Genomic DNA, 25,259 nt, shown 5'->3' with positions numbered 1-25,259 from the left:
CTCCAGGAAAGGGAGTAAATTATAAAAAAGCACGATTAACTTAGCAATCAATTACTCTTTCGTTTTTTGTATAAGACCCTTCTTAAAACAATTTTTATTTCATAAAGATAAAAGCCAGGCCCGGCGAAAATCACTTGCGGCTTTCCCTCACCTCCTTTAAGTGCCATGCTTAAAATCAGAGCAGCTAAATTCGTATTATGGAGGAAACCGGATGACCAAAATCTATACGCTCACGTTAGCCCCCTCGCTCGACAGCGCCACGCAAACCCCGCAAATTTACCCGGAAGGCAAGCTACGCTGTAGCGCCCCCGTATTTGAACCCGGAGGCGGCGGTATTAACGTGGCGCGAGCCATCACGTTTCTTGGCGGCAGCGCCACCGCTATCTTTCCCGTCGGCGGCGCAACGGGTGAACATCTGACCGCGCTGCTGACGGATGAGCATGTTCCCGTCGATACGGTAGAAACCCATGACTGGACGCGACAGAATCTTCACGTTCACGTGAATGCCAGCGGCGAACAGTATCGTTTCGTGATGCCGGGCGCGGCGTTAACCACAGAAGAGCTTCATCTTCTGGAGCAAAAAGTTCTCGCCATTGCTCCAGGCTCGTTGCTGGTGATTAGCGGAAGCCTGCCGCCGGGCATCAGCGTCGAAAACCTGACGCAGCTGGTCAAAAACGCTCAGCAGCATGGCCTGCGCTGTATTGTTGATAGTTCCGGCGACGCGCTTGCCGCCGCGCTTGATGTCGGCAATATCGAGCTGGTTAAGCCGAACCAGAAAGAGCTCAGCGCGCTGGTACAGCGGGACCTGAGCCAACCGGATGATGTGCGTCTTGCCGCGCAGGAGCTTATTCGGTCAGGCAAAGTCCAGCGCGTTGTCGTCTCTTTGGGTGCACAGGGGGCGCTGGGTGTTGATATGAATGGAAGTGTCCAGGTCGTACCGCCGCCGATGAAAAGCCAGAGCACCGTCGGCGCCGGCGATAGCATGGTCGGCGCCATGACCTTAAGGCTGGCGGAAAATGCCTCACTTGAAGATATGGTTCGCTTTGGGGTGGCGGCGGGTAGCGCGGCAACGATAAATCAGGGCACCCGCCTTTGCTCGCTGGAAAATACGCAAAAAATCTACGACTACCTGCGCGGTTGATTACGCCTCACTCCCTCTGTCTTTACAGGGGGAGTCGCCAAATCAACAGGATGGTCTATGCTAAAAAAGCCATGGATAACAATGGGGTGAAAAATGAGTAGCGAAATTACTGCCTGGGTGGTCACGGTTCGTTTTCACGAAGAGACGTTAACGGAAATTAATGAGCTTAGTAATCACCTGACTCGCGCCGGATTTACCCTGGTTTTAAACGATGATGAAGGCAACCCCCACGAGCTGGGAACCAACGTTTTTGGTCTGCTTTCCATGCAGAATGCCGAAGAGGTCAAAGCCTTGAGCGCGGGTTTAGCCGAAACTGCGCTGGGAAGAACCGTCGACGTTACCGTTGCCACATTCAGCGAGTGGTTAAAAGCTCAATAAGTGCGATTGACGCGACAGAAAACGTTCAGTTGTGCGTCAGTTCGAATTTTGCGCCTGGGTTATGCGCTAACCTTATGAAAAGTTGGCAAACATGGGGAGAGACGGCATGTGGCAAGCGATCGGCAAATTATTAAGCGATTTGCATACCGAAGCAGCTGAAATCGAACTGCGCAACGAACTACCCGGCGGCGAGATCCACGCGGCCTGGCATTTACGCTTCGGCGGCCGGGATTACTTCGTAAAGTGCGACGAACGTGAGCTTTTACCCATCTTCACGGCCGAGGCAGACCAGCTTGAGCTACTGTCACGCAGCAAAACCGTGAACGTACCGCAGGTTTTTGCCGTAGGCAGCGACCGGGATTACAGCTTTCTGGTGATGGAATACCTCCCTCCTCGCCCGCTGGATGCGCACAGCGCTTTCCTGTTAGGCCAGCAAATCGCCCATTTACACCAATGGAGCGACCAACCGCAGTTTGGTCTGGATTTTGACAACGATCTTTCCACAACGCCTCAGCCGAACGCCTGGCAACGTCGCTGGTCTACGTTCTTCGCCGAACAACGCATAGGCTGGCAGCTGGAGCTGGCCGCCGAGAAAGGTCTGCATTTTGGCGATATCGATAGTCTTGTCGATACCGTCCAGCAGCGGTTGAGCAATCATCAACCGCAGCCGTCGCTGCTTCACGGCGATTTATGGTCCGGTAACTGCGCACTCGGGCCTGACGGGCCATACATTTTCGACCCGGCCTGCTACTGGGGCGATCGCGAGTGCGATCTGGCGATGCTGCCGCTGCATCCGGAACAGCCGCCGCAAATCTACGATGGCTATCAATCCGTTTCGCCGCTGCCGTCCGGTTTTCTCGAGCGGCAGCCAATTTACCAGCTCTATACGCTGCTGAATCGGGCTATCCTGTTTGGCGGCCAGCACCTGGTGACGGCGCAAAAAGCGCTTGATGACGTCTTAATGGAAAAGGCCCCGTAAGGGGCCTTGTTTCTGCGGGTTAGTTAATTTGAACGCCTTTCATGCGGAACTGAATAGTCATGGTAATACCGGTCCCCGGTTTACCCGGCTCATAGCGCCATTTGCGTAAGGCGCTTTTCACTTCACGTTCAAACATATTGGCTGGCTGGGCCGAAAGGATCTGCACGTTATCCACGCGCCCATCCGCTGTCACGTCAAACTTAACCCGTACGCTTCCTTCAATCCGCAGCGCCTGGGCACGTGCCGGATAGGTCGGCTCTCCGCGGCTTAACGCCCGCGGTCCCGAAGGCGCCGTGACGGTTGGTTTAGCGGTAGCGGTTGAAGTGCTCGGCGCGGTACGCGCTGGCGCCGTATTTGCATTTTCAAACGGCGAGGCCGGGCGCGTCTCCGCCGGTTTTACATCCCGCTTCGGTTGCTCAACTTTTTTTTCCGGCTTTGGTTTAGGCTTTGGCTTCGGTTTAGGCTTCGGTTTATGGATAACCACCGGCGCCTCTTTTGGCGGTTCCGGAAGCGCTTCCGGCTCTGGCTCGGGTTCCGGTTCAACAACGGGTTCTACGACCGGCTGCGCCGCCTGAGGCGGTTCCAGATCTGCCGGGGCTACCATAGTGATCTCAATGGGTTGCGATGGCGAAGGCCGTTCAATAACCTGATGTACCGAAGTATAGAGCAACGCCGCGACAACACCGCCGTGGATAACCACGGACAGTAGCGTAGGCCACGGAAAGCGGCGAGGTAAATCAAAGGTCATTGCGCTCATAGTCGTTTCTGTTGAAAAATGATGTCCCGATTTTAAATGCAAATAGCAATCATATTCAACTAGGGTTGTTGGCTTGTATCAAAATTTGCCCTGTTTTCTGACAAAAAGCCTCCGGAGCATGGCATTCTGAGGATCGTCAGCATCTTTGCATTGCAGTCAACGACGGTTTCACTTAACGTGATTCGCCAATTTATTGATAAGGAGCCATGCCGTGCTTTACGTTATCTACGCTGAAGATATCGCCGACTCTCTGGAAAAACGGACGTCGGTACGTCCCGCCCACCTGGCGCGTTTGCAATTATTACATGATGAAGGTCGTTTACTGACCGCAGGCCCATTGCCTGCCGTAGACAGTAATGAACCCGGCGCGGCGGGCTTTACCGGCTCAACGGTCATTGCGGAATTTGAATCACTGGAAGCGGCGCAATCATGGGCCAATGACGATCCCTATATTGCCGCAGGGGTTTATCAGAAAGTGTCGGTCAAACCGTATAAGAAAGTCTTTTAGAATCTAAAATTTTTAAGCAATAAGAGTGCGTTAAAAGTTTTATCTATGGCGATCGTTCATGAGAGGACGCTTCCGTGTCCGCGAGTACGCAATGGTCGCCATCCTTATTTCCCTTCACCTTCTCGATTCCAGCAGTCGCTGTAAGCAACGTCATGATGATAACCGTTGCCGGCGGCGCATCAGCACCGCCGACTTGCTGTTGTTGATTAGCTATTGGAGTGCAGCGTGCCTTTGAGACCATGTGGTTCCGAGCGAAGATACTGTGGCGGAACGCTCACATGGGCTCCCAGAGCGGCAGCTGCCTGCCAGGGCCAGTGCGGATTGTAGAGCGCCGCGCGGGCAATGGCGATGAGATCGGCGTCGCCATGGCTTAACGCATCTTCCGCCTGCTGGGGTTCCGTCACTAAGCCCACCCCAATCACCGGGATATTCACCCTCTCCCGGATTTCACGGGCGAACGGCAGCTGATAGCCCGGGCCAACCTGAATCGCCTGATGAGGCGACAATCCACCGCTGGAAACATGAATATAGTCGCAGCCGAGAGCCTCAAGCTTCTGGCTGAAGAGAATTGATTGTGCATTATCCCAGCCGCCATCAACCCAATCGGTCGCAGAAAGTCGCACTCCCACCGCGATGTCCTGACCGACAGCCTCGCGAATGGCCTGAAAGACTTCGAGCGGGAAACGCAAGCGGTTCTCCAGAGACCCGCCATACTCGTCGGTGCGCTGGTTACTGAGCGGAGAAAGGAACTGATGAAGCAGGTAACCATGAGCAGCATGCATTTCAATCAACTCGATACCCATCCGCTCAGCGCGTTTGGCGCTGTCTGCGAATGCCTGCTTGATGCGTTTCATCTGGTCCTGAGTAAGCTCAACCGGAGGACGATCGCCTTCGCCATAGGCCAGCGCTGATGGCGCAACCGCGTCCCATCCGCCAGCATCATGTGCCAGCTGTTGTCCCCCCAGCCAGGGGGCTGCGGAAGATGCTTTTCTCCCGGCATGGCCCAGTTGGATGCCGATGGGGATTGAAGAGTACTGGCGTATATCTTTCAGTACGGCGTGTAATGCGGCTTCCGTTTCGTCATTCCATAAGCCCATATCAGCCGGGGTGATTCGCCCTGCTGGCTCGACAGCGCTGGCTTCGATAATCAGTAAACCTGCGCCGGAAAAAGCCAGTTGTCCAAGATGGATACGATGCCATGCCGTCGCCTTGCCATTGTCGGCGGAATACTGACACATTGGAGCAATGACAATGCGATTCTCAAGTTCCAGCTTACCGATTCGCACCGGACTAAAAAGTTGACTCATAGATACCTCTCAATAATAGAAGCCTTACGGACATTATAAGTAGCATGTGTGATGCATGGTACTTCCCGTTTTTTGCGTTTATACGCGTTGAGCCAGCCTTATGAGCCGGGAAAAGGTGTTGTGGCGATGAGCCTTCCTGCCAGCATTCGGCTAATGCAAACAATAACCCAGGATCCGGTGCGAAAAAGGGTTTCTCTGGCTAAAGAAAGAGGGTGTCAATATAAGAGTATGCTCACAACGAAACGCGGATAAAACAGAGGCACCGCGAACGGTGCCTTTTGTTTCGACTCTCAAAACTCAGAGAAGGTGAACAGCAGAGAGTGACGTTGCCGTTTAACCAGCTCCTTTCTGATGGAGAGGATGCGCATATTGCGACGCGATTGGCCTTCCAGCCAGCGTGCTTTACGGCGACTCACCTGTCTAAGCATGCGCCAGCGCCCTACTTCCGTTCTACTACGCTTCATTGCAACTACTCTACGAGTGAAAACAGCCTGCATTATAGACCGATGAATCGGGCTAACCAACGCTTTCGCTGCGTTTTTATTTGCCAGATGGATGCTGATGCGTAAACTCATGTCATCAAGTCATTCAAAAGGATTTTTCATCTATGACAACCTTTTACACGGTGGTGAACTGGCTGGTTATACTCGGTTACTGGCTACTTATCGCCGGTGTAACATTACGGATATTAATGAAAAGACGCGCGGTACCGTCAGCGATGGCGTGGCTGCTGATCATTTATATCCTTCCGCTGGTAGGGATTATCGCCTATCTCTCATTTGGCGAACTGCACCTGGGTAAACGTCGCGCCGAGCGCGCGCGGGCCATGTGGCCATCGACGGCTAAGTGGTTGAAGGATCTTAAGGCCTGCAAGCATATCTTTGCCGAAGATAATAGCCCGGTCGCGGAATCCTTGTTCAAGCTCTGCGAACGTCGTCAGGGAATTGGTGGCGTTAAAGGCAACCAGCTACAGCTGCTTACCGAATCCGATGACGTCATGCAGGCGCTGATTCGCGATATTCAGCTCGCTCGTCATAATATCGAGATGGTGTTCTATATCTGGCAGCCCGGCGGCATGGCCGATAAAGTCGCAGAGTCATTAATGGCGGCGGCGCGGCGCGGCGTGCACTGCCGGCTGATGCTGGACTCCGCGGGGAGCGTGGCTTTCTTCCGCAGCCCCTGGGCCGCCATGATGCGTAATGCCGGCATTGAAGTCGTCGAAGCGCTGAAGGTAAACCTGATGCGCGTCTTCCTGCGCCGCATGGACCTGCGTCAGCACCGCAAAATGGTCATGATCGATAACTATATTGCCTATACCGGCAGTATGAATCTGGTCGATCCGCGTTTCTTTAAGCAGGACTCCGGCGTAGGCCAGTGGATCGATCTGATGGCGCGAATGGAAGGTCCGGTCGCGACAGCCATGGGCATTGTCTACTCCTGCGACTGGGAGATTGAAACCGGAAAACGTATTTTGCCCCCGCCGCCGGACGCGAACATTATGCCGTTTGAAGAGGCCAGCGGGCATACGATTCACACCATTGCCTCGGGCCCGGGATTCCCGGAAGACCTGATCCATCAGGCTCTGCTGACTGCCGCCTATGCAGCCAAAGAGCATTTGATCATGACGACACCTTATTTTGTGCCCAGCGACGATCTACTGCACGCCATCTGCACTGCCGCCCAGCGCGGCGTTGACGTCAGCATTATTTTGCCGCGCAAGAACGACTCGCTGCTGGTCGGCTGGGCTAGCCGCGCTTTCTTTACCGAGCTGCTGGCTGCCGGGGTGAAAATCTATCAGTTTGAAGGCGGTCTGCTGCATACCAAGAGCGTGCTGGTTGATGGCGAACTTAGCCTCGTGGGTACCGTTAACCTCGATATGCGCAGCCTGTGGCTTAACTTCGAGATCACGCTGGTGATTGACGATGCCGGTTTCGGCAGCGATCTGGCCGCGGTGCAGGATGATTATATTTCCCGCTCGCGCCTGCTGGACGCCAGGCTGTGGTTAAAACGTCCGCTGTGGCAACGGATCGCCGAGCGACTGTTTTACTTCTTCAGTCCGTTGCTGTAAAACGTGCCAATCAGATGTTTAATGGGTAGCAATCATGGATATGGATTTAAACAACCGCCTGACCGAAGACGAAACGCTTGAACAGGCCTACGACATTTTCCTTGAACTGGCCGTCGATAACCTCGACCCGGCGGATGTCATTCTGTTCAACCTGCAGTTTGAAGAGCGCGGCGGCGCCGAGCTGTTTGACCCGGCACCGGACTGGGAAGAGCACGTGGATTTCGACCTCAATCCTGACTTCTTCGCTGAAGTGGTGATTGGCCTGGCCGATGAAGATGGCGGCGAAATTAACGATATTTTTGCACGCGTGCTGCTTTGCCGCGAGAAAGACCACAAGCTCTGCCATATCCTGTGGCGCGAATAAGCTCTTTCTTAAGCAAATAGCTAATAAAAGAAGAAGCCTGCCTGAGTGAATCAGCGCAGGCTTTTTTATTTATTCCGGCAGTTCACTGCCGCAAGCATTGCAGTAGCGAGCACCTTTTTCATGAGCGTGATGCTGACAGTGCGGACACTGGCGCTGCGTGCGGCGATTCTGAAAGGCGGCGGTCATATGGCTGGTAATTAAGCCGGTAGGGATCGCAATAATCGAGTAGCCAATTAAGATAAGTATGGATGCCAAAATGCGCCCCAGCGGCGTATGCGGCGTAATATCGCCATACCCTACCGTAGTTATCGTCACTATCGCCCAGTAAACCGACGCATTTAGCGTAGTAAAACCGTATCGCGGCCCCTCAACCAGATACATCAGGGAGCCAAAGATCACCATCACAATGGCAATAAAAGAATAGAACAGGATCAGCTGGTGGCGTGCGCTGACGATAGCGGACCAGAAAATATTCAGCGACGGCATAAAGCGCAGTAGCTTAAGGATGCGCAATGCCCGGATGGCGCGCATCGCCCGCCAGGCAAACACGTACTCAATACTGATCTCGGGCCATAGCCACATAACATAAAGCGGTAAAATGGTGGCCAGGTCAATAATTCCCCAGAAGCTGAAAATATACTTTAGCGGATTCGGCCAGCTGATAATGCGCAGAAAATACTCAAAAGTAAAAACCGCCGTGACGATAAGTTCGAGCCAGACGAAAATATGCCATTCGTCTAATGTCAGATGATATTGCGTACCGAGCCCGGACTCGATAAATATCACCAGCACGCTGAGCAGGGCAAATATGCCGCAAAGTCCCTCAAAATGACGACCGGAACGGCGATTTTGATCGAAGAGTAAATGATACAGCCGCAGACGAGCGGCATGAATATGAAAAGCCACGTAAACCTCGCTAATAAAAGGGCTGACTTACGTCAGCCCCAGAGATTATAACGGGTCTACCTTCAGGCAGGAAACCGCATGGCGGAAACTGCCCTCCAGCACCGGTCGCGTTTTTGCGCACTCCGGCCCGGCGATGGGACACCTGGTACGGAATACGCATCCCGACGGCGGATTAATCGGCGATGGCAGCTCCCCTTCCAGCAGCTGGATCGTTTTATTCTTTTCCTTATCGGGGTCCGGCACCGGCACCGCCGACATCAACGCTTTGGTATAGGGGTGCAGCGGATTATGGTACACCTCATCGTAGGTGCCCAGCTCCACGGCATGACCAAGATACATCACCAGCACGCGGTCGGAAATATGCTTTACGACCGCCAAATCGTGGGCGATGAAAATCAGCGACAGCCCCATTTCCCGCTGCAGCTGCTGCAGCAGGTTAACCACCTGTGCCTGAATCGACACGTCCAGCGCGGAGACCGGCTCATCGCAGATAATGAGCTTCGGTTCAAGAATTAGCGCGCGCGCAATACCGATACGCTGACACTGGCCGCCGGAGAATTCATGCGGATAGCGGTTAATCAGGTTCGGCAGCAGGCCCACTTTCATCATCATCGCCTTCACGCGGTCGCGAACTTCCTGTCGCGGCATTTTGGGATGATAGGTGCGCAGCGGCTCGGCAATAATTTCCCCGATCGTCATGCGCGGATTGAGCGACGCCAGCGGATCCTGAAAGATCATCTGAATATCGCTACGCACGTCGCGCCACTCTTCGGCCTTCATGCCCAGTAAATCTTTGCCCAACCAGGCGACTTTACCGTCGGTGGCTTTCACCAGACCAATGATCGCGCGCGCGAACGTCGACTTTCCGCAGCCTGACTCCCCGACCACGCCCAGGGTTTCCCCTTCATACAGACGCAGCGTCACGCCATCTACCGCTTTCAGCGTTTTTGACGGCTGCCAGAACCACTGTTTACCGTCTTTAATATCAAAGTGCACCTTCAAATCGGCGATTTCGAGCAGGACTTTTCTTTGTTCCGTTACGGCGTTCATAGCAAATCCCCCACCGGTTGAAAGCAGGCGCGCAGGCGGCCAGGTGCAAACTCCTCCAGAGGCGGAGCGCTATTGCAAATCTCCATCGCATGCGGGCAACGCGGCTGGAATGGACAGCCCTTGGGCAGACGCAGCAGGTTCGGCGGGTTACCGGGAATCGTCAGCAGGGCATCGCCTTCCGCATCCAGCCTCGGTACTGCATTGAGCAGTCCGATGGAATACGGATGCGAGGGTTGGTAAAAGACGTCGCGCGCCTCGCCATACTCCATGGTACGCCCGGCATACATCACCAGCACCTTGTCGCAGATGCCGGCGACAACGCCCAGGTCGTGGGTAATCATGATGATTGCGGTATTAAATTCGCGCTTAAGCTCATTGAGAAGCGTCATGATTTGCGCCTGTACGGTCACGTCCAGCGCCGTGGTCGGTTCATCGGCGATCAGCAGCTTGGGCCGGCACAGCAGCGCCATCGCAATCATCACGCGCTGGCGCATCCCGCCGGAAAACTCGTGTGGGTACATTTTCATCCGCTTGCGCGCTTCCGGCATTTTGACCGCATCCAGCATTTTCACCGACTCTTCAAACGCTTCGGCTTTACTCAGCGCTTTGTGCAGCATCAGAACTTCCATCAGCTGCTCGCCTACCCGCATATAGGGATTGAGCGAGGTCATCGGGTCCTGAAAAATCATGGAGATCTGCTCGGCGCGCAGCTTATTCAGTTCGCGCTCCGGGAGGTTAAGGATCTCCTTACCGTTAAAGGTCGCTGAACCCCCGATGCGACCGTTTGCCGCCAGCAGGCCCATCAGCGCAAAAGCGGTCTGCGACTTACCGGAACCGGACTCGCCCACGATGCCTAAGGTTTCCCCGGCCCGCAGATTGAAATTGAGATCGTTGACCGCGGTCACATCGCCATCGGGGGTACCAAAGGTGACGCGGAGATCTTTCACATCCAGAAGCAATCCGGATTGTTGGGCAGTCTGCGGCGTTTTCGCCGTTTCAATCGTACTCATGACGGCGCTCCTTAGCGGTCTTTCGGGTCGAGGGCATCACGCAGGCCATCGCCGATAAAGTTAAAACAAAACAGCGTAACTACCAGGAAACCGGCAGGAAACAGTAGCAGCCACGGCGACACTTCCATCGAGTTGGCGCCATCGCTGAGCAGCGCGCCCCAGCTGCTTAACGGCTCCTGGGTCCCCAGACCGAGGAAGCTTAAGAAGGATTCAAACAGAATCATGCTTGGGACCAGCAGTGAGGCATACACCACAACCACTCCAAGCACGTTAGGCACGATATGGCGGATAACGATATTGCGCGTTGAAACGCCGCCGACCTGCGCAGCCTCAATGAATTCTTTCCGCTTCAGGCTCAAGGTCTGACCGCGAACGATACGCGCCATATCCAGCCAGGAGACCATGCCTATAGCCACGAAAATCAGCAGGATATTCTGGCCAAAGAAGGTCACCAGCAGAATGACGAAGAACATAAACGGGAAGGAGTTGAGGATTTCCAGCAGGCGCATCATCACCGAATCCACTTTGCCGCCCAGATAGCCAGAAAGCGAACCGTAAAGCGTTCCCAGAATCACCGCCACCAGCGCAGCAGCAACGCCGACCATCAATGAGATACGCCCGCCGATAGCCACGCGCACCAGCAGATCGCGGCCGGAAGAGTCGGTACCAAAGTAGTGGCCGGACTCCATATCGGGCGCGCTGGACATCATGCCCCAGTCAGTATCGTAATAGGAGAACTGCGTTACCATCGGCGCGATGGTAACGAACAGCGCAATAATCACCAGCACAATCAGGCTGGCAACCGCGGCGCGGTTATGCATAAAGCGGCGGCGGGCATCCTGCCAGAGGCTACGCCCCTCGACTTCCAGTTTTTCACTGAAGTTTTCCAGCGCCTCGTTGTTTTTCTTACTTAACATCATGGCGAACCCCAGCGTCAGTAACGAATTTTCGGATCGATAACGGCATACAGCACGTCAACAATCGCGTTAAACAGAATGGTCAATGCGCCCACCAGAATGGTCAGGCTGAGCACCAGCGAGTAATCGCGGTTCAGCGCGCCGTTGACGAACAGCTGACCGATTCCCGGCAGACCATAAATCGTTTCGATAACCATTGAGCCGGTGATAATACCGACGAAGGCGGGCCCCATATAGGAAAGTACCGGCAGCAGCGCAGGCTTTAAGGCATGGCGCAGAATAATACGGCGCATCGGCAAGCCTTTTGCCCTGGCGGTGCGGATGAAGTTAGAGTGCAAAACCTCGATCATCGAACCGCGGGTAATACGCGCGATACTGGCGATATAGGCTAATGACAGAGCGACCATCGGCAAAATCATATATTGCAGCGCCCCGCCGTTCCATCCCCCGCCCGGCAACCAGTGCAGCGTAATGGCGAATATCATGACCAGCAGTGGCGCCACCACGAAACTCGGTATCACGACCCCGGTCATTGCTATCCCCATCACGGCAAAATCCCATTTCGTATTTTGCTTCAATGCTGCAATAACCCCGGCCGTCACGCCGAGCACCACCGCCAGAAAAAACGCGGCGAAGCCTAATTTGGCTGACACCGGGAAGCTGGAGGCCACCAGATCGTTGACTGAATAATCTTTATATTTAAAAGAAGGACCGAAATCACCGTGCGCCAGCTGCTTCAGGTAGTTGAAGTACTGGGTCATGATGGGGTCGTTTAAATGGTATTTTGCTTCAATATTCGCCATGACTTCCGGCGGCAGCGTGCGTTCACCGGTAAAAGGGCTTCCCGGCGCAAGACGCATCATGAAGAAAGAGATAGTAATAAGAATAAATAGCGTCGGAATCGCTTCCAGACAGCGACGTAAGATAAATTTTAACATTGCCCGTACCTTCTGGCGTGTGCCTTCAATAGTGCGATGAAATAAGACACCGTGAGGCAGGCAATAATGCCGCCTCACGTATTGCCATTAGTGCTTCACAATGTACATATTTCTTGTGTAAGTATTATCCAGCGGATCTTTACCGGTATACCCACCTACCCACGGCTTAACCAAACGGGCGTTAACATAATAGAAGACCGGTACAATGACGGAGTCTTTATCCAGCTGCTGCTCAGATTGTGCATAGAGATCCGCGCGCTTTGCTTCATCGCTGGTTTTCAGCGCTTCGGCAATAATCTTGTCGAAAGCCGGGCTCTTATAATGCGAAGTGTTGTTTGAGCTGTCGCTCAGCATGGTATTCAGGAAGGAAGTGGGTTCGTTGTAGTCTGCGCACCAGCCGGCGCGTGCGACATCGAAGGTACCCTGATGGCGATTATCGAGGAAGGTTTTCCATTCCTGATTTTCCAGCTTCACGTTGACACCCAGATTTTTCTTCCAGATCGAAGCCACGGCGATAGCCAGTTTTTTGTGCAGATCGGAAGTGTTATAGAGAAGATTGAAAGTCAGCGGCTTGTCAGCAGAATAGCCGGCTTCGGTCAGCAGTTTTTTCGCTTCTTCATTACGTTTTTCCTGTGACCACTTGAACCACTCAGGTTCGATGAGCTTCATGCCATCGGTATACGGCGGCGTATAGCTATAGGCTGGCAGGTCGCCCTGGTTTTTCACTTTATTGACAATAATATCGCGGTCCAGCGCCATCTTCAGCGCGGTACGCACGCGAACATCGGTAAACGGCGCTTTCTGGTTATTGATTTCGTAGTAATAAGTACACAGATACGGATCGACGTGAACTTCTTGCGGGATCTCTTTTTTCAGTTTCTGGAACAGTTCGATCGGCATATTGTTATAGGTCATATCGATTTCGCCGCTGCGGTAGCGGTTGACGTCGGTGACTTCAGAAGCGATCGGCAAAAAGGTAACCTGATTAATAACGGTTTTGCCGTTATCCCAGTAGTTAGCATTACGTTCCAGTACAATACGTTCGTTCACTACCCAGTCTTTTAATTTATACGCGCCGTTGCTGACGATATTGGCCGGCTGGGTCCATTTGTCACCAAATTTCTCAATAGCGGCTTTAGGAACTGGAGAAACGGATGGGTGCACGAGAAGTTTGTAGAAATAAGGTACCGGTTCGCTAAGGGTCACTTCGAAGGTATGATCGTCCAGCGCTTTGACGCCCAGATCGGTTGCTGGCTTTTTCCCGGCGATGATGTCGTCAACGTTGGCCAGGTGACCGTACTGTAAATAACTTGCATAAGGCGAGGCTGTTTTCGGATCCGCCAGACGCTGCCAGCTATAAACAAAATCTTGCGCGGTAACCGGCGAACCGTCGGACCACTTAGCATCTTTACGCAGATGGAAGGTCCAGACTTTAAAATCTTTGTTGTCCCATTTTTCCGCCACACCCGCCACCGGATGGCCATCAAGGTCGCTTACCAACAGCCCTTCAAACAAATCGCGGCTAATATTGGACTCCGGCACGCCTTCAATTTTGTGCGGATCGAGAGACTGAACTTCGGAGCCGTTGTTACGTACCAGCGTTTGTTTATCCGCCAGCTGTACCCCTGCCGGTACATCTGCCGCCACCGCGGCGTTGATTGTCATTAATGCAGAGAGTACGCCTGCGGCTACCAGGCTTTTTTTCGTGATGATGGTCATGTGTTTGTTACTCCACTCATTATAATTACTGGCTATTTAACCAGCCTGTTTTCTCTTTTCTGGATTCTGAACAGTGCAGGAGTTTATGCAGCTGCCAGCGAGTACTGCTTGCTATCACCGACTTATTTATTACGACCGCTCAAACGGCAGCCTTGACGTCGATTCTTACCCCCCTGTCCGGGGGCGATTTTAAGTCGCAATGAGCTATTTAATAAGAATTCTCATTTGCGCATGAATTCACTAAAGATCACGCCGGAAAGTACCAAAACGCTTTATTGTCCGCCAATGCAATTTGCAAATATGTTACCGGATTCTCTTTTGTCGCCAGATCATTGCGGTAGCCGAGTCAGCATCAGGCAGGGCAATGTTTAAAAAATTGTTATTTATCATGACGTTAAAATAGAATACTCGCATTGAATGCCAAATCTCAGTGAATCGATGAAATTTTGTACGAAAATTTAACATTCGCTTATTATTTAGCACATTCATCTGCTTCACGAGATAAATTACTAATATCATTTCGATTATCAGACGGCAAGCGCCAGAGAATGATGTGAAGAAAATAACAGTAGCGACTGTGGGTAAAACGGCAGGAAAGACGTAAATTACAGGGGTAATTAACTGAAAATAAATAACATTATCAGGCATTAAAAAAACGTATACCAGCCAGATAAATCACCATTTTTGATATGTTTTACTGATATTTAGCAAACGCGGGACAATGAGCCCCGCGCACAAAGCGATGCGGGTTAATTCACCAGCCCTGGAAACAGCGCCTTTATACCGGTCACGATAAACTCAATCCCGAGAGCCATCAGCAACAGTCCCATAATACGGGTAATTACGTTGATACCGGTTTGACCAAGTAAACGAACCAGCCAGGGGGCCATACGGAAAATGCCCCAGCAGCATAGCGCAAAAAGCGCGATAGCGACGGAAAAGCCAACAAAGTGGGCGACACTGTGATAGCGCGTTCCCCAGACAATAGTCGAACTGATGGCCCCGGGACCGGCCATCAGGGGCAGCGCCAGCGGCACCACGCCAATACTCTCGCGAATGGCCGTTTCTGATTTTTCTTGCTTGTTCTGTTTATCCTCGCCCAACTTGCCGCTAATCATCGACATGGCAATGGTGACGACCAGAATCCCGCCGGCAATGCGGAAAGAATCAATGGAAATGCCGAAGACCTGCAGAATTGCATCGCCCAAAAACAGCGACGTGAGCAGGATAATGGCGACGGACAGGTTGGCGGTCAGGTTGGTTTTGTTGCGTACGGCCGCCGTCTGGTAGCTGGTCATACTAATGAACACCGGGATAATGCCAACCGGGTTTACCAGCGCAAATAACCCAATAAAAAATTTAAAGTAGGCTGAAAAATCGAACAACGACTGAATCACAGGGCGCTCCGCAGCATCATAAAAATGGCTGTTGACAGTTACCAGCATAAAATATCCGCGAGAAGATACGCTGTTTGATAGCATAATTCATCTCTATTCATCTGGAAGTACATAATAAGGCTGGAATGTTATTTATTTGTTTATGCAATGCTATTTAGTCATTTAATTAGCATACCGTATCATTACACTTGAGCAAATTGGTCAAAAAATGACCTGCTGAAAGGTATCAGCTTTGCCGATTATTGATTTAGATCACATAATTTGTACTCAGAAGTGAGTAACCTTGTTTACACACAGAGAGGAGGCACAACAGCGGTACCTGAAAGAAAAAACAAAAGCTTTTTTAGTCAATCGGTGAAGTCAGAAGCACAAAATTCTTTACGTTAACATTTAAATGCAAGCAGTTAACACACTGTCTATACTGTCGAATCGAGCTACTGATTCACTAAAAAAGTTTAACATTATCAGGAGAGCATTATGGCTGTTACTAATGTCGCTGAACTTAACGCACTCGTAGAGCGCGTAAAAAAAGCCCAGCGTGAATATGCCAGTTTCACTCAAGAACAAGTAGACAAAATCTTCCGCGCCGCCGCTCTGGCCGCTGCAGATGCTCGAATCCCTCTCGCTAAGATGGCCGTTGCCGAATCCGGCATGGGCATCGTCGAAGATAAAGTGATCAAAAACCACTTTGCTTCCGAATACATCTATAACGCCTATAAAGATGAAAAGACCTGCGGCGTCCTGTCTGAAGATGACACCTTTGGTACTATTACAATCGCTGAACCGATTGGTATCATCTGCGGTATCGTCCCGACTACTAACCCGACTTCAACCGCTATCTTTAAATCTCTGATTAGCCTGAAGACTCGTAACGCCATCATCTTCTCCCCGCATCCGCGTGCAAAAGATGCAACCAATAAAGCAGCTGATATCGTACTGCAGGCGGCTATCGCTGCCGGCGCGCCGAAAGATCTGATTGGTTGGATTGACCAGCCTTCCGTAGAACTGTCCAATGCGCTGATGCATCACCCGGATATCAACCTGATCCTCGCTACCGGCGGTCCGGGCATGGTTAAAGCAGCGTACAGCTCTGGTAAACCGGCAATCGGCGTAGGCGCGGGTAACACTCCCGTTGTTATCGACGAAACGGCTGATATCAAACGCGCCGTCGCATCCGTACTGATGTCTAAAACCTTCGATAACGGCGTTATTTGTGCTTCCGAGCAGTCCGTAGTCGTTGTAGATTCCGTATACGACGCCGTTCGCGAACGTTTCTCCAGCCACGGCGGCTACCTGCTGCAGGGCCAGGAGCTGAAAGCGGTTCAGAATATCATTCTGAAAAATGGCGCGCTGAACGCCGCTATCGTTGGTCAACCTGCGTATAAAATCGCTGAGCTGGCAGGCTTCACCGTTCCTGTGTCCACCAAGATTCTGATTGGTGAAGTCACCGACGTTGATGAAAGCGAGCCGTTTGCCCACGAAAAACTGTCCCCGACGCTGGCGATGTATCGTGCGAAGAACTTCGAAGACGCGGTTGATAAAGCGGAAAAACTGGTTGCTATGGGCGGTATCGGCCACACTTCCTGCCTGTATACCGACCAGGATAACCAGCCAGAACGCGTTGCTTACTTCGGTCAGTTGATGAAAACCGCACGTATCCTGATCAACACCCCGGCTTCTCAGGGTGGTATCGGTGACCTGTATAACTTCAAACTCGCACCTTCCCTGACTCTGGGTTGTGGTTCATGGGGTGGTAACTCCATCTCGGAAAACGTTGGTCCTAAGCACCTGATCAACAAGAAAACCGTTGCTAAGCGAGCTGAAAACATGTTGTGGCACAAACTTCCGAAATCTATCTACTTCCGTCGTGGCTCACTGCCAATCGCGCTGGATGAAGTGATTACTGATGGTCACAAACGCGCGCTGATCGTCACCGACCGTTTCCTGTTTAACAACGGCTACGCAGACCAGATCACTTCCGTACTGAAAGCGGCCGGCGTTGAAACAGAAGTTTTCTTTGAAGTGGAAGCTGACCCGACTCTGACCATCGTCCGTAAAGGCGCTGAGCTGGCGAACTCTTTCAAACCGGACGTGATTATCGCCCTGGGCGGCGGTTCCCCGATGGACGCGGCGAAAATTATGTGGGTCATGTACGAACATCCGGAAACCCACTTCGAAGAGCTGGCGCTGCGCTTTATGGATATCCGTAAGCGTATCTACAAGTTCCCGAAAATGGGCGTTAAAGCCAAAATGGTGGCGATCACCACCACGTCTGGCACCGGCTCTGAAGTCACGCCGTTCGCCGTTGTTACCGATGATGCAACCGGGCAGAAATACCCGCTGGCTGACTATGCCCTGACCCCGGATATGGCGATTGTTGATGCCAACCTGGTCATGGAAATGCCGAAATCCCTGTGCGCGTTCGGTGGTCTGGATGCGGTGACCCATGCGCTGGAAGCTTACGTTTCCGTACTGGCTTCCGAGTTCTCCGACGGCCAGGCGCTGCAGGCGCTGAAGCTGCTGAAAGAAAACCTGCCGGCGTCTTACCATGAAGGTTCTAAGAACCCGGTAGCGCGTGAGCGCGTACACAGTGCTGCAACGATCGCCGGTATTGCGTTTGCTAACGCCTTCCTGGGTGTATGTCACTCCATGGCGCACAAACTGGGTTCTCAGTTCCACATTCCTCACGGTCTGGCGAACGCCCTGTTGATCAGCAACGTTATCCGCTATAACGCCAACGACAACCCGACCAAACAGACGGCATTCAGCCAGTACGACCGTCCGCAGGCCCGTCGTCGCTATGCGGAAATCGCTGACCACCTGGGTCTGACTGCACCGGGTGACCGCACCGCAGCGAAAATCGAAAAACTGCTTGGCTGGCTGGAAGAAATTAAAGCTGAACTGGGTATTCCTAAGTCTATCCGCGAAGCTGGCGTGCAGGAAGCTGACTTCCTGGCCCACGTTGATAAGCTGTCTGAAGACGCATTCGATGACCAGTGCACCGGCGCCAACCCGCGCTATCCGCTGATTGCCGAGCTGAAACAGATTCTGCTGGATACCTACTACGGTCGCCATTACGTCGAAGGCGGCGTGGAAGAGAAGAAAGAAGCCGCGCCGGGTAAAGCTGAGAAAAAAGCGAAGAAATCCGCTTAATCTCACCGTAGTCAAGAACGTTAATACCAGCCCCATCTTATGATGGGGCTTTTTTTATCTCCCCCGTTCAGCGGCCCACATAAGGTCTCAGACGGCCGAAATGTATAATCAAGGGTTCAGAGTTGAGGAATAAAAAAAGGCGCTATATAAGCGCCTGAGAGGGTCTCACGGGAAGGTATTAGTAGGTGTGCTGCCTGTTCTGCACAAAGCTTAAAGAACCGACGCTCAACGCCTCCTTATAATGCTTGCGGCAGACGGACACATAGCGTTCATTACCGCCAATCACTACCTGTTCCCCTTCATTGTACGGCCGCCCCTCCTGGTCGAGGCGCAAAACCATGCTCGCTTTACGACCGCAGAAACAGATAGTTTTTAATTCAACCAGCTTATCTGACCACGCCAGCAAATATTGACTGCCGGTAAAAAGTTCACCGCGAAAATCAGTACGCAGTCCATAGCACAGCACGGGGATATCCAGCTGGTCTACGACTTCAGACAGCTCATGCACCTGTTCGCGCGTCAAAAACTGGCTCTCATCAACTAATACGCAGTGAATCGGCTGACGTCTATGTTCGTCGGCAATGGCGGTAAATAACGCTGTCTGCGTATTATACAACCGCGCCGGCGAGGAGAGGCCAATCCTTGAACTCACTTTCCCTGAACCAAAGCGATCGTCAATCTCTGCGGTATAAACCAGAGTACGCATCCCTCGCTCCTGGTAATTGTATGAAGACTGCAACAGAGCGGTAGACTTGCCTGCATTCATTGCTGAATAGTAGAAATAAAGTTGTGCCATCGGCCGCGTAACCCCAATCAATGTGTTTTTTCGCAGCAAAATTGTATCATATATTCACTCACTATCAGCCCTCACCGTGTGGGTATTGCCGGGAATGTCCGGTCAACGAATGCCTGATAGATTAAGCATCTTAATTGAAGGGGAATGCCTGCTATTCGTGCGCCAACAGCGGTCCGCTCCCACATCGCTATTGCGCTTTTGTGCTTACCAGGCATTTTTCTGATAGCTATAACCGCGCTGGACAAGTGTTTTATATTAAACATCATCGCCGCTGCTGCGCTAATACTGACAATGATATTTATCCATGCAAAGTATAATTTTTCTCATCGCGTAACAGAAAAAGCATACTATCTCAGGGTTTTAGCTTATGTTTTCCACCGCGCTATAAGCAGGAAAGATGTGAACCCGCACATAAAATTTAAGTTAAATGAATTAATTCCCGAGACAAATAACAAGTTATTTTGACTTCCTTACATTCTCCCCTATTGCACATCTGAATTTATCGCTCTATTATTAGACCAACAAACCACCCCACAATATAAGTTTGAGATTACTACAATGAGCGAAGCACTTAAAATTCTGAACAACATCCGTACTCTTCGTGCACAGGCAAGAGAATGCACCCTTGAAACGCTCGAAGAAATGCTGGAAAAATTAGAAGTTGTCGTTAACGAACGTCGTGAAGAAGAAAGCGCTGCGGCTGCGGAAATTGAAGAACGCACTCGTAAACTGCAGCAATACCGTGAAATGCTGATTGCTGACGGTATTGATCCTAATGAACTGCTGAGCACTATGGCTGCAGTTAAAGCGGGAACTAAAACCAAGCGCGCTGCACGTCCGGCTAAATACAGCTACGTTGACGAAAATGGCGAAACTAAAACCTGGACTGGTCAGGGTCGTACTCCGGCAGTGATCAAGAAAGCGATGGATGAGCAAGGTAAAACGCTGGACGATTTCCTGCTGTAATATGCCCGCGCATCCGTTTAAAAATCCCGCTTCGGCGGGATTTTTTTTATCCGCTAATCGGACCTGTGCCCTGCGGACATAAAAAAACCGGGAAACGAATCTCGCTCCCGGTCGTGCATTGTGTAGCGATCAATTACTTCGCGATGGCTTTTTCCAGCCAGGATTTAAATTCAGCGCCCAGCGACTTATGGCGCACGCCATATTCAACGAAGGCCTGCATATAGCCCAGCTTATTACCGCAGTCGTGGCTTTTGCCTTTCATATGATAGGCTTCAACGGTCTCTTTTTCGATCAGCATATCGATGGCATCGGTCAGCTGAATTTCGTCACCGGCTCCCGGAGGCGTTTTTGCCAGCAGCGGCCAGATATCGGCGCTCAGCACATAGCGACCTACAACTGCCAGGTTAGACGGCGCTACGTCCGCTTTCGGTTTCTCAACAACGCCGACCATCGGTACGCTCTCACCCGGCTGCAGGGACTGGCCCTTGCAATCAACAACGCCGTACGCGGTCACGTCAGCAACCGGCTCAACCATAATCTGGCTGGCTCCGGTCTCGTCAAAACGAGCGATCATTTCCGCCAGGTTATCGCGGGACAGATCGGATTCATATTCGTCAAGAATAACGTCCGGTAAAATAACCGCGACCGGCTCATTGCCGACAACCGGATGCGCGCACAGCACAGCATGGCCCAGACCTTTAGCCAGCCCCTGACGCACCTGCATAATAGTCACGTGCGGCGGACAAATAGATTGCACTTCTTCCAGCAGCTGGCGTTTTACACGTTTTTCCAGCATGGCTTCCAGTTCAAAACTGGTATCGAAATGGTTTTCGATGGAGTTTTTAGAAGAGTGCGTCACCAGAACAATTTCTGTAATCCCGGCGGCGATACATTCGTTAACAACATATTGAATTAATGGCTTATCTACCAGCGGCAGCATTTCTTTCGGAATAGCCTTAGTAGCGGGCAACATCCTGGTGCCTAATCCCGCAACCGGGATGACAGCTTTTCTTACTTTTGAATTAAGCGCAGCCATTGAAATCTCCTGGACTGTTCGTTTTTTAAACTTCTCGTTAATAATATGGTATCGAGTATATCAGCCTGTTCAGTTGAACCTGTTCCGAAAAGGATTAGATATCTCCGAATTAGGAATTTTACGCATTAAACCCGGCGATAGTACCACCACAAAAGATCGCGTGGTAATCCCACTTGGGTAAAAATAAGCGCAATTGTTCACTCCGCAGACAACATAAGGCGTAAACGTCCCCCGGCCCCCCAAATTTGGCACTGCCATGATGCGCAGCGTTGACTAATTTGGTTGAGATAGGCATTACCCAGGGTACCTAACGGAACGCCATTGCTAATCTGAATTTGGTGTTCCCCCGTATTCAACGTGCCATTCAAACCCGCGGAAACCAAAATTAAATTTTTCAAGCCGCTATGGTAATACCCTACCAATAATGGAAATTGCCCCGGCAGGTTAGCCTGACGCAGTAATTGATTGACCTGTTTAAGCAGGCTCCCCATCTCCGGTAAACGCTGTCCCTGATGAGCAAGCTGCTCCTGCAGCAGGCCATTGAAAAGGGCGCGCAGTAATAAAGCAGCAAGAACCCCATTATCACCCGCTCGCGTGACGTCCAGACAATAAAACGCCAGATCGTTTTCTGATAGCGGCGCAATGTCGAGCACGAGACCGGGCTTATCGACGGAGACAAGCTGCCGATAGTGAATACGGCAGTTCGACATCTCCTGTTGGACCGGGGGCTGAAGCTCCTGTAGCAGCCTTGACGCCGCGGAGGGATCGCTGACCAGCGCGTCCCAATCCTCAAACAGGCGTTCCTCCTCTTCGACACGAGAATTAAACATGTTGGGGTAGAGGCAGGCGTACACGGTTTCTCGCAGGCGATCGAAATCTTTTACCGGTTTAAGAAGAATGTCCTGCACGCCAAGGCGCAGCGCTTTGGCGATATCCGCCATATTTTCCGTCGCTGAAATCATCAGAATCGGCAGCTGCTCGCCCTGATTGCGCACATGCTCCACCAGCTGCAGGCCGTTCATTCGCGGCATGGAAATATCGCATATCATCAAATCGGGTTTTGACTCGGCCATTTTTTGAAGTGCATCCACGCCATCTTCCGCCTGGACGATGGTCGCGCCCAGCGAAGCTAACCAGGTGTGCATAAGTGAGCGGAAAACGGGTTCGTCTTCAACTATCAGAATCTGTTTTCCCGCCAATGGCTGCGTCATGATCTCTCCCCTGACTGACGATAAGTTAATAGTGGCACGCGATTCACGCTACCGCCTGTCAGAATTTACTTAAGTATGCATCAAATGCGCTACACGGAGGTACGCACTAAAGGTAATAGTTCATCCATTCTCTTTTCCACTGCCAGATGTCCGGCAGCGATAGCTTCGCCGGCACGGTGGAAATCCAGCGTGGAGATTTGCGGGCAAAAGGGCTGAATCAGGATATCCGGCGGGTCGCCCGCCATACGGTTTCGCTTAAGACGATTTTCCAGAACCTGAATGGAAGTCGACATGATCTCCATTGCCGTCGGCGCTACCGTCGCCCGACGTGAGGTCATACGCGCCAGGCGGGAGCGCAGCCGTGAATGCCACGAAAAATCTTCTTCGGCCTCCGGACGCGGCACCTCCATGGATAATAAATCCTGCTGCATCAGATGCGCGTCGTGCTGCAAATCAACGGCAATAACGATATCCGCGCCCATTGCCCGAGCCAGGGATACCGGCACGGGATTAACCACCGCGCCATCCACTAGCCAGTAACCATTATGCATGACCGGCGACATCAGACCAGGCATACTGCACGAGGCACGAATCGCCAGATGCAGATCCCCTTCCGTAAACCACAGTTCGCGACCGGTACTTAAATTGGTGGTAACGGCCGCAAAACGACGCTCGCAGCGTTCAATCTCGGTGACCGGTAGCAGTTTACGATATTGGCTAAATACCCGTTCGCCCCGCAGCAAGCCCCCTCGCTGCCAGGAGAGATCCATTAATTTCAGGACGTCCCAGTTGCTAAAAGAGCATACCCATTTTTCCAGCGCCGGAAGGCGGTTGCAGGCGTAAGCCGCCCCCACCAGCGAGCCAATAGAGCACCCTGCGATGACATCAACGTCAATGCCCGCACGCTGTAATGCATTAATCACACCGATATGCGACCACCCGCGGGCGGCTCCTGCCCCTAGCGCCAGACCGATCTTGAGCTTTCTCATTCTTACCGAAACATATCCTTCCACTCCGGGCATGGCATCATCGCCATACCTCAGTTAACATATTGCGCTTTGGCGGCGTAGCGCCGTCTTTCTTTATCCCATGGAGGCCGTTTTGTCGCCATTATGCCCCTGCGGCAGCGCTCTGGAGTATAGCGCATGTTGTCAGCGTTATCTGACTGGCACGCAGCTTGCGCCAGATCCGTCACAGCTGATGCGTTCCCGCTATAGCGCATTTGTTATGCAGGACGCCGACTATCTGATTAAAACCTGGCACCCCTCCTGTCAGGCGCAACAGTTTCGCGCGGACCTGGAGAACGGGTTTAAGCAAACTCAATGGCTGGGTCTCACCGTCTTTGCTGCCGATGAAGGCAGAAGTCCCGATGAAGGCTACGTCAGCTTTATCGCGCGTTTCACTGACAATAACCGCTCCGGCGCCATTATTGAACGATCCAGATTCTTAAAAGAAAACGGACAGTGGTACTATATTGACGGAATGCGACCGCTGATCGGTCGTAACGACCCCTGCCCTTGCGGTTCAGGTAAAAAATTTAAAAAATGCTGCGGCCAGTAAGCCAGCAGCAGGAATAGCAAACACTACAGGATTTTCCCCGCGATGCATTCACTACAACGTAAAGTACTACGCACCATTTGCCCTGATCAGAAAGGCCTCATCGCGCGTATCACGAATATCTGCTATAAGCACGAGCTGAACATCGTGCAGAACAATGAGTTCGTTGACCACCGGACCGGCCGCTTCTTTATGCGTACCGAGCTCGAGGGTATTTTCAATGACTCCGTTCTCCTGGCTGACCTCGACAGCGCGCTGCCGGAAGGCTCGATTCGTGAGCTCAACCCAGCAGGCCGCCGCCGTGTCGTCATTCTGGTGACTAAAGAGGCGCACTGCCTCGGCGATCTGCTGATGAAAGCCAACTATGGCGGGCTGGACGTAGAAATCGCCGCCGTCATCGGCAATCACGAAACCCTGCGCTCGCTGGTTGAACGCTTTGATATTCCCTTCCAGCTGGTGAGCCATGAGGGGCTAACCCGCGAAGAGCACGATAAGCAGATGGGTGATGCTATCGCCGCCCATGAACCGGATTACGTCGTGCTGGCGAAATACATGCGGGTGTTGACCCCCGAGTTTGTCTCCCGCTTCCCGAATAAGATTATCAATATTCACCACTCATTCCTGCCGGCGTTTATCGGCGCGCGTCCGTATCATCAGGCCTATGACCGCGGGGTGAAGATTATTGGCGCAACCGCCCACTACGTGAACGATAATCTGGATGAAGGCCCCATCATCATGCAGGACGTTATTCATGTCGATCACACCTACACCGCAGAAGATATGATGCGCGCTGGCCGCGACGTTGAGAAAAACGTTCTGAGCCGCGCATTGTACCAGGTGCTTGCACAGCGGGTGTTTGTTTACGGCAACCGAACGATTATTCTTTAATCGATAATGAAATTAACTGGTTAGCTTTACGGCTTTACGCGTAAAAATCAGGCAACCAGTTTATTTTTAGCAAACGAATACTTTACAGTGGCGCGTCATTTGATATGATGCGCCCCGCTTCCCGATAAGGAAGCAGGCCAGTATTAAGCATTACCCCGTGGTGGGGTTCCCGAGCGGCCAAAGGGAGCAGACTGTAAATCTGCCGTCATCGAC

25 protein-coding genes are annotated in these 25,259 nt (G+C 52.1%); 11 read left to right on the top strand and 14 right to left on the bottom strand.

The annotated features are described in order from the left end of the window. Positions 1 to 211: 211 nt before the first annotated feature. The 3 genes from pfkB (at position 212) to ABLV12_RS02155 (ending at position 2,498) form a co-directional block, all read left to right on the top strand. A complete protein-coding gene (pfkB, locus tag ABLV12_RS02165; protein ID WP_348866749.1) occupies positions 212 to 1,141 on the top strand; it encodes a 6-phosphofructokinase II in 930 nt (309 codons plus the stop codon). Between the two features lie 93 nt (positions 1,142 to 1,234). Beyond that, positions 1,235 to 1,519: a type V toxin-antitoxin system endoribonuclease antitoxin GhoS gene (ghoS, locus tag ABLV12_RS02160; protein WP_004103083.1), complete on the top strand. Its 285-nt coding sequence runs from the start codon at positions 1,235 to 1,237 to the stop codon at positions 1,517 to 1,519. Positions 1,520 to 1,625: 106 nt separating this feature from the next. Continuing rightward, positions 1,626 to 2,498, top strand: a complete 873-nt coding sequence (locus tag ABLV12_RS02155) for a fructosamine kinase family protein (protein WP_004103085.1) — start codon at positions 1,626 to 1,628, stop codon at positions 2,496 to 2,498. Positions 2,499 to 2,517: 19 nt separating this feature from the next. Here ABLV12_RS02155 and tonB read toward each other — a convergent pair whose 3' ends face one another. Then, positions 2,518 to 3,255: a TonB system transport protein TonB gene (tonB, locus tag ABLV12_RS02150; RefSeq protein ID WP_016808819.1), complete on the bottom strand. Its 738-nt coding sequence runs from the start codon at positions 3,253 to 3,255 to the stop codon at positions 2,518 to 2,520. A gap of 211 nt (positions 3,256 to 3,466) precedes the next feature. On the opposite strand from tonB, the gene ABLV12_RS02145 reads away from it, so the two are divergent. Further along, positions 3,467 to 3,763 carry a YciI family protein gene (locus ABLV12_RS02145; RefSeq protein ID WP_101869171.1) on the top strand — a complete coding sequence of 99 codons (297 nt, stop codon included), beginning with the start codon at positions 3,467 to 3,469 and terminating at the stop codon, positions 3,761 to 3,763. Positions 3,764 to 3,969: 206 nt separating this feature from the next. Here ABLV12_RS02145 and ABLV12_RS02140 read toward each other — a convergent pair whose 3' ends face one another. Continuing rightward, positions 3,970 to 5,070: an NADH:flavin oxidoreductase/NADH oxidase gene (locus ABLV12_RS02140; protein WP_335269645.1), complete on the bottom strand. Its 1,101-nt coding sequence runs from the start codon at positions 5,068 to 5,070 to the stop codon at positions 3,970 to 3,972. Between the two features lie 290 nt (positions 5,071 to 5,360). After that, the gene (locus tag ABLV12_RS02135) at positions 5,361 to 5,534 is read right to left on the bottom strand and encodes a YciY family protein (protein WP_004103093.1); all 174 of its coding nucleotides are present in this window, start codon (positions 5,532 to 5,534) and stop codon (positions 5,361 to 5,363) included. A gap of 143 nt (positions 5,535 to 5,677) precedes the next feature. On the opposite strand from ABLV12_RS02135, the gene cls reads away from it, so the two are divergent. Then, positions 5,678 to 7,138, top strand: a complete 1,461-nt coding sequence (gene cls / locus ABLV12_RS02130; RefSeq protein WP_004103095.1) for a cardiolipin synthase — start codon at positions 5,678 to 5,680, stop codon at positions 7,136 to 7,138. A gap of 34 nt (positions 7,139 to 7,172) precedes the next feature. Beyond that, positions 7,173 to 7,502: an HI1450 family dsDNA-mimic protein gene (locus ABLV12_RS02125; RefSeq protein ID WP_004103097.1), complete on the top strand. Its 330-nt coding sequence runs from the start codon at positions 7,173 to 7,175 to the stop codon at positions 7,500 to 7,502. A 69-nt stretch (positions 7,503 to 7,571) separates the two neighbouring features. On the opposite strand, the gene ABLV12_RS02120 is transcribed toward ABLV12_RS02125, so the two are convergent. The 7 genes from ABLV12_RS02120 to ABLV12_RS02090 all read right to left on the bottom strand — a co-directional run bounded on the left by ABLV12_RS02120 (position 7,572) and on the right by ABLV12_RS02090 (position 15,439). Continuing rightward, positions 7,572 to 8,408 (bottom strand): ion transporter, encoded by an 837-nt coding sequence (locus ABLV12_RS02120; RefSeq protein ID WP_004103099.1) that lies wholly within the window; start codon positions 8,406 to 8,408, stop codon positions 7,572 to 7,574. 45 nt (positions 8,409 to 8,453) lie between these two features. Then, positions 8,454 to 9,458, bottom strand: coding sequence for a murein tripeptide/oligopeptide ABC transporter ATP-binding protein OppF (gene oppF, locus ABLV12_RS02115; protein WP_004103101.1), 1,005 nt, complete (start codon positions 9,456 to 9,458; stop codon positions 8,454 to 8,456). Next, positions 9,455 to 10,468: an ABC transporter ATP-binding protein gene (locus tag ABLV12_RS02110; protein ID WP_004103103.1), complete on the bottom strand. Its 1,014-nt coding sequence runs from the start codon at positions 10,466 to 10,468 to the stop codon at positions 9,455 to 9,457. Before ABLV12_RS02110 ends, oppF begins: the two co-directional genes overlap by 4 nt. A gap of 11 nt (positions 10,469 to 10,479) precedes the next feature. After that, positions 10,480 to 11,388, bottom strand: coding sequence for an oligopeptide ABC transporter permease OppC (oppC, locus tag ABLV12_RS02105; RefSeq protein WP_004103105.1), 909 nt, complete (start codon positions 11,386 to 11,388; stop codon positions 10,480 to 10,482). Positions 11,389 to 11,402: 14 nt separating this feature from the next. Beyond that, the gene (gene oppB / locus ABLV12_RS02100; RefSeq protein WP_004103106.1) at positions 11,403 to 12,323 is read right to left on the bottom strand and encodes an oligopeptide ABC transporter permease OppB; all 921 of its coding nucleotides are present in this window, start codon (positions 12,321 to 12,323) and stop codon (positions 11,403 to 11,405) included. Positions 12,324 to 12,410: 87 nt separating this feature from the next. Beyond that, a complete protein-coding gene (oppA, locus tag ABLV12_RS02095; protein ID WP_004103108.1) occupies positions 12,411 to 14,042 on the bottom strand; it encodes an oligopeptide ABC transporter substrate-binding protein OppA in 1,632 nt (543 codons plus the stop codon). Between the two features lie 749 nt (positions 14,043 to 14,791). Further along, entirely contained in the window at positions 14,792 to 15,439 is a 648-nt protein-coding gene (locus ABLV12_RS02090) for a YchE family NAAT transporter (RefSeq protein ID WP_024274364.1), read from the bottom strand. A 477-nt stretch (positions 15,440 to 15,916) separates the two neighbouring features. Here ABLV12_RS02090 and adhE point away from each other — a divergent pair, with 477 nt between their 5' ends. Next, positions 15,917 to 18,592, top strand: a complete 2,676-nt coding sequence (gene adhE, locus ABLV12_RS02085; protein ID WP_004103112.1) for a bifunctional acetaldehyde-CoA/alcohol dehydrogenase — start codon at positions 15,917 to 15,919, stop codon at positions 18,590 to 18,592. A gap of 178 nt (positions 18,593 to 18,770) precedes the next feature. Here the strand turns inward: adhE and tdk are convergent, their stop codons facing one another. Further along, on the bottom strand, positions 18,771 to 19,388 hold the full coding sequence (gene tdk, locus ABLV12_RS02080) for a thymidine kinase (protein ID WP_335269647.1): 618 nt from the start codon (positions 19,386 to 19,388) through the stop codon (positions 18,771 to 18,773). 144 nt (positions 19,389 to 19,532) lie between these two features. On the opposite strand from tdk, the gene ABLV12_RS02075 reads away from it, so the two are divergent. After that, positions 19,533 to 19,853, top strand: coding sequence for a hypothetical protein (locus ABLV12_RS02075; RefSeq protein ID WP_032726314.1), 321 nt, complete (start codon positions 19,533 to 19,535; stop codon positions 19,851 to 19,853). A gap of 93 nt (positions 19,854 to 19,946) precedes the next feature. After that, positions 19,947 to 20,354: a histone-like nucleoid-structuring protein H-NS gene (gene hns, locus ABLV12_RS02070; RefSeq protein ID WP_004103116.1), complete on the top strand. Its 408-nt coding sequence runs from the start codon at positions 19,947 to 19,949 to the stop codon at positions 20,352 to 20,354. Between the two features lie 133 nt (positions 20,355 to 20,487). Here the strand turns inward: hns and galU are convergent, their stop codons facing one another. The 3 genes from galU to rssA form a co-directional block, all read right to left on the bottom strand. Next, positions 20,488 to 21,390, bottom strand: coding sequence for a UTP--glucose-1-phosphate uridylyltransferase GalU (galU, locus tag ABLV12_RS02065; protein WP_004103117.1), 903 nt, complete (start codon positions 21,388 to 21,390; stop codon positions 20,488 to 20,490). A gap of 197 nt (positions 21,391 to 21,587) precedes the next feature. Next, on the bottom strand, positions 21,588 to 22,601 hold the full coding sequence (rssB, locus tag ABLV12_RS02060; protein ID WP_004103118.1) for a two-component system response regulator RssB: 1,014 nt from the start codon (positions 22,599 to 22,601) through the stop codon (positions 21,588 to 21,590). Between the two features lie 89 nt (positions 22,602 to 22,690). Continuing rightward, positions 22,691 to 23,590 (bottom strand): patatin-like phospholipase RssA, encoded by a 900-nt coding sequence (gene rssA, locus ABLV12_RS02055; RefSeq protein ID WP_004103119.1) that lies wholly within the window; start codon positions 23,588 to 23,590, stop codon positions 22,691 to 22,693. A gap of 112 nt (positions 23,591 to 23,702) precedes the next feature. Here rssA and ABLV12_RS02050 point away from each other — a divergent pair, with 112 nt between their 5' ends. Continuing rightward, positions 23,703 to 24,161 (top strand): YchJ family protein, encoded by a 459-nt coding sequence (locus ABLV12_RS02050; RefSeq protein WP_047719759.1) that lies wholly within the window; start codon positions 23,703 to 23,705, stop codon positions 24,159 to 24,161. A gap of 42 nt (positions 24,162 to 24,203) precedes the next feature. Beyond that, positions 24,204 to 25,046: a formyltetrahydrofolate deformylase gene (gene purU, locus ABLV12_RS02045; RefSeq protein ID WP_004103121.1), complete on the top strand. Its 843-nt coding sequence runs from the start codon at positions 24,204 to 24,206 to the stop codon at positions 25,044 to 25,046. The last annotated feature ends 213 nt before the right edge of the window (positions 25,047 to 25,259 follow it).

The sequence above is a fragment of the Klebsiella sp. CN_Kp100 genome (assembly GCF_040065315.1).
Taxonomy (GTDB): domain Bacteria; phylum Pseudomonadota; class Gammaproteobacteria; order Enterobacterales; family Enterobacteriaceae; genus Klebsiella; species Klebsiella oxytoca.
Note: the sequence above shows the minus strand (reverse complement) of the source record. Positions and strands in the feature narration are given on the sequence as shown.

What these genes read in the sequence shown, in the direction of transcription:
- pfkB (WP_348866749.1), top strand. Translation starts at nt 212, where the DNA reads ATGACCAAAATCTATACGCTCACGTTAGCCCCCTCGCTCGACAGCGCC.
- ghoS (WP_004103083.1), top strand. Translation starts at nt 1,235, where the DNA reads ATGAGTAGCGAAATTACTGCCTGGGTGGTCACGGTTCGTTTTCACGAA.
- ABLV12_RS02155 (WP_004103085.1), top strand. Translation starts at nt 1,626, where the DNA reads ATGTGGCAAGCGATCGGCAAATTATTAAGCGATTTGCATACCGAAGCA.
- tonB (WP_016808819.1), bottom strand. Translation starts at nt 3,255, where the DNA reads ATGAGCGCAATGACCTTTGATTTACCTCGCCGCTTTCCGTGGCCTACG.
- ABLV12_RS02140 (WP_335269645.1), bottom strand. Translation starts at nt 5,070, where the DNA reads ATGAGTCAACTTTTTAGTCCGGTGCGAATCGGTAAGCTGGAACTTGAG.
- ABLV12_RS02135 (WP_004103093.1), bottom strand. Translation starts at nt 5,534, where the DNA reads ATGAAGCGTAGTAGAACGGAAGTAGGGCGCTGGCGCATGCTTAGACAG.
- cls (WP_004103095.1), top strand. Translation starts at nt 5,678, where the DNA reads ATGACAACCTTTTACACGGTGGTGAACTGGCTGGTTATACTCGGTTAC.
- ABLV12_RS02125 (WP_004103097.1), top strand. Translation starts at nt 7,173, where the DNA reads ATGGATATGGATTTAAACAACCGCCTGACCGAAGACGAAACGCTTGAA.
- oppF (WP_004103101.1), bottom strand. Translation starts at nt 9,458, where the DNA reads ATGAACGCCGTAACGGAACAAAGAAAAGTCCTGCTCGAAATCGCCGAT.
- ABLV12_RS02110 (WP_004103103.1), bottom strand. Translation starts at nt 10,468, where the DNA reads ATGAGTACGATTGAAACGGCGAAAACGCCGCAGACTGCCCAACAATCC.
- oppC (WP_004103105.1), bottom strand. Translation starts at nt 11,388, where the DNA reads ATGATGTTAAGTAAGAAAAACAACGAGGCGCTGGAAAACTTCAGTGAA.
- oppB (WP_004103106.1), bottom strand. Translation starts at nt 12,323, where the DNA reads ATGTTAAAATTTATCTTACGTCGCTGTCTGGAAGCGATTCCGACGCTA.
- oppA (WP_004103108.1), bottom strand. Translation starts at nt 14,042, where the DNA reads ATGACCATCATCACGAAAAAAAGCCTGGTAGCCGCAGGCGTACTCTCT.
- adhE (WP_004103112.1), top strand. Translation starts at nt 15,917, where the DNA reads ATGGCTGTTACTAATGTCGCTGAACTTAACGCACTCGTAGAGCGCGTA.
- tdk (WP_335269647.1), bottom strand. Translation starts at nt 19,388, where the DNA reads ATGGCACAACTTTATTTCTACTATTCAGCAATGAATGCAGGCAAGTCT.
- ABLV12_RS02075 (WP_032726314.1), top strand. Translation starts at nt 19,533, where the DNA reads ATGCCTGCTATTCGTGCGCCAACAGCGGTCCGCTCCCACATCGCTATT.
- hns (WP_004103116.1), top strand. Translation starts at nt 19,947, where the DNA reads ATGAGCGAAGCACTTAAAATTCTGAACAACATCCGTACTCTTCGTGCA.
- galU (WP_004103117.1), bottom strand. Translation starts at nt 21,390, where the DNA reads ATGGCTGCGCTTAATTCAAAAGTAAGAAAAGCTGTCATCCCGGTTGCG.
- rssB (WP_004103118.1), bottom strand. Translation starts at nt 22,601, where the DNA reads ATGACGCAGCCATTGGCGGGAAAACAGATTCTGATAGTTGAAGACGAA.
- rssA (WP_004103119.1), bottom strand. Translation starts at nt 23,590, where the DNA reads ATGAGAAAGCTCAAGATCGGTCTGGCGCTAGGGGCAGGAGCCGCCCGC.
- purU (WP_004103121.1), top strand. Translation starts at nt 24,204, where the DNA reads ATGCATTCACTACAACGTAAAGTACTACGCACCATTTGCCCTGATCAG.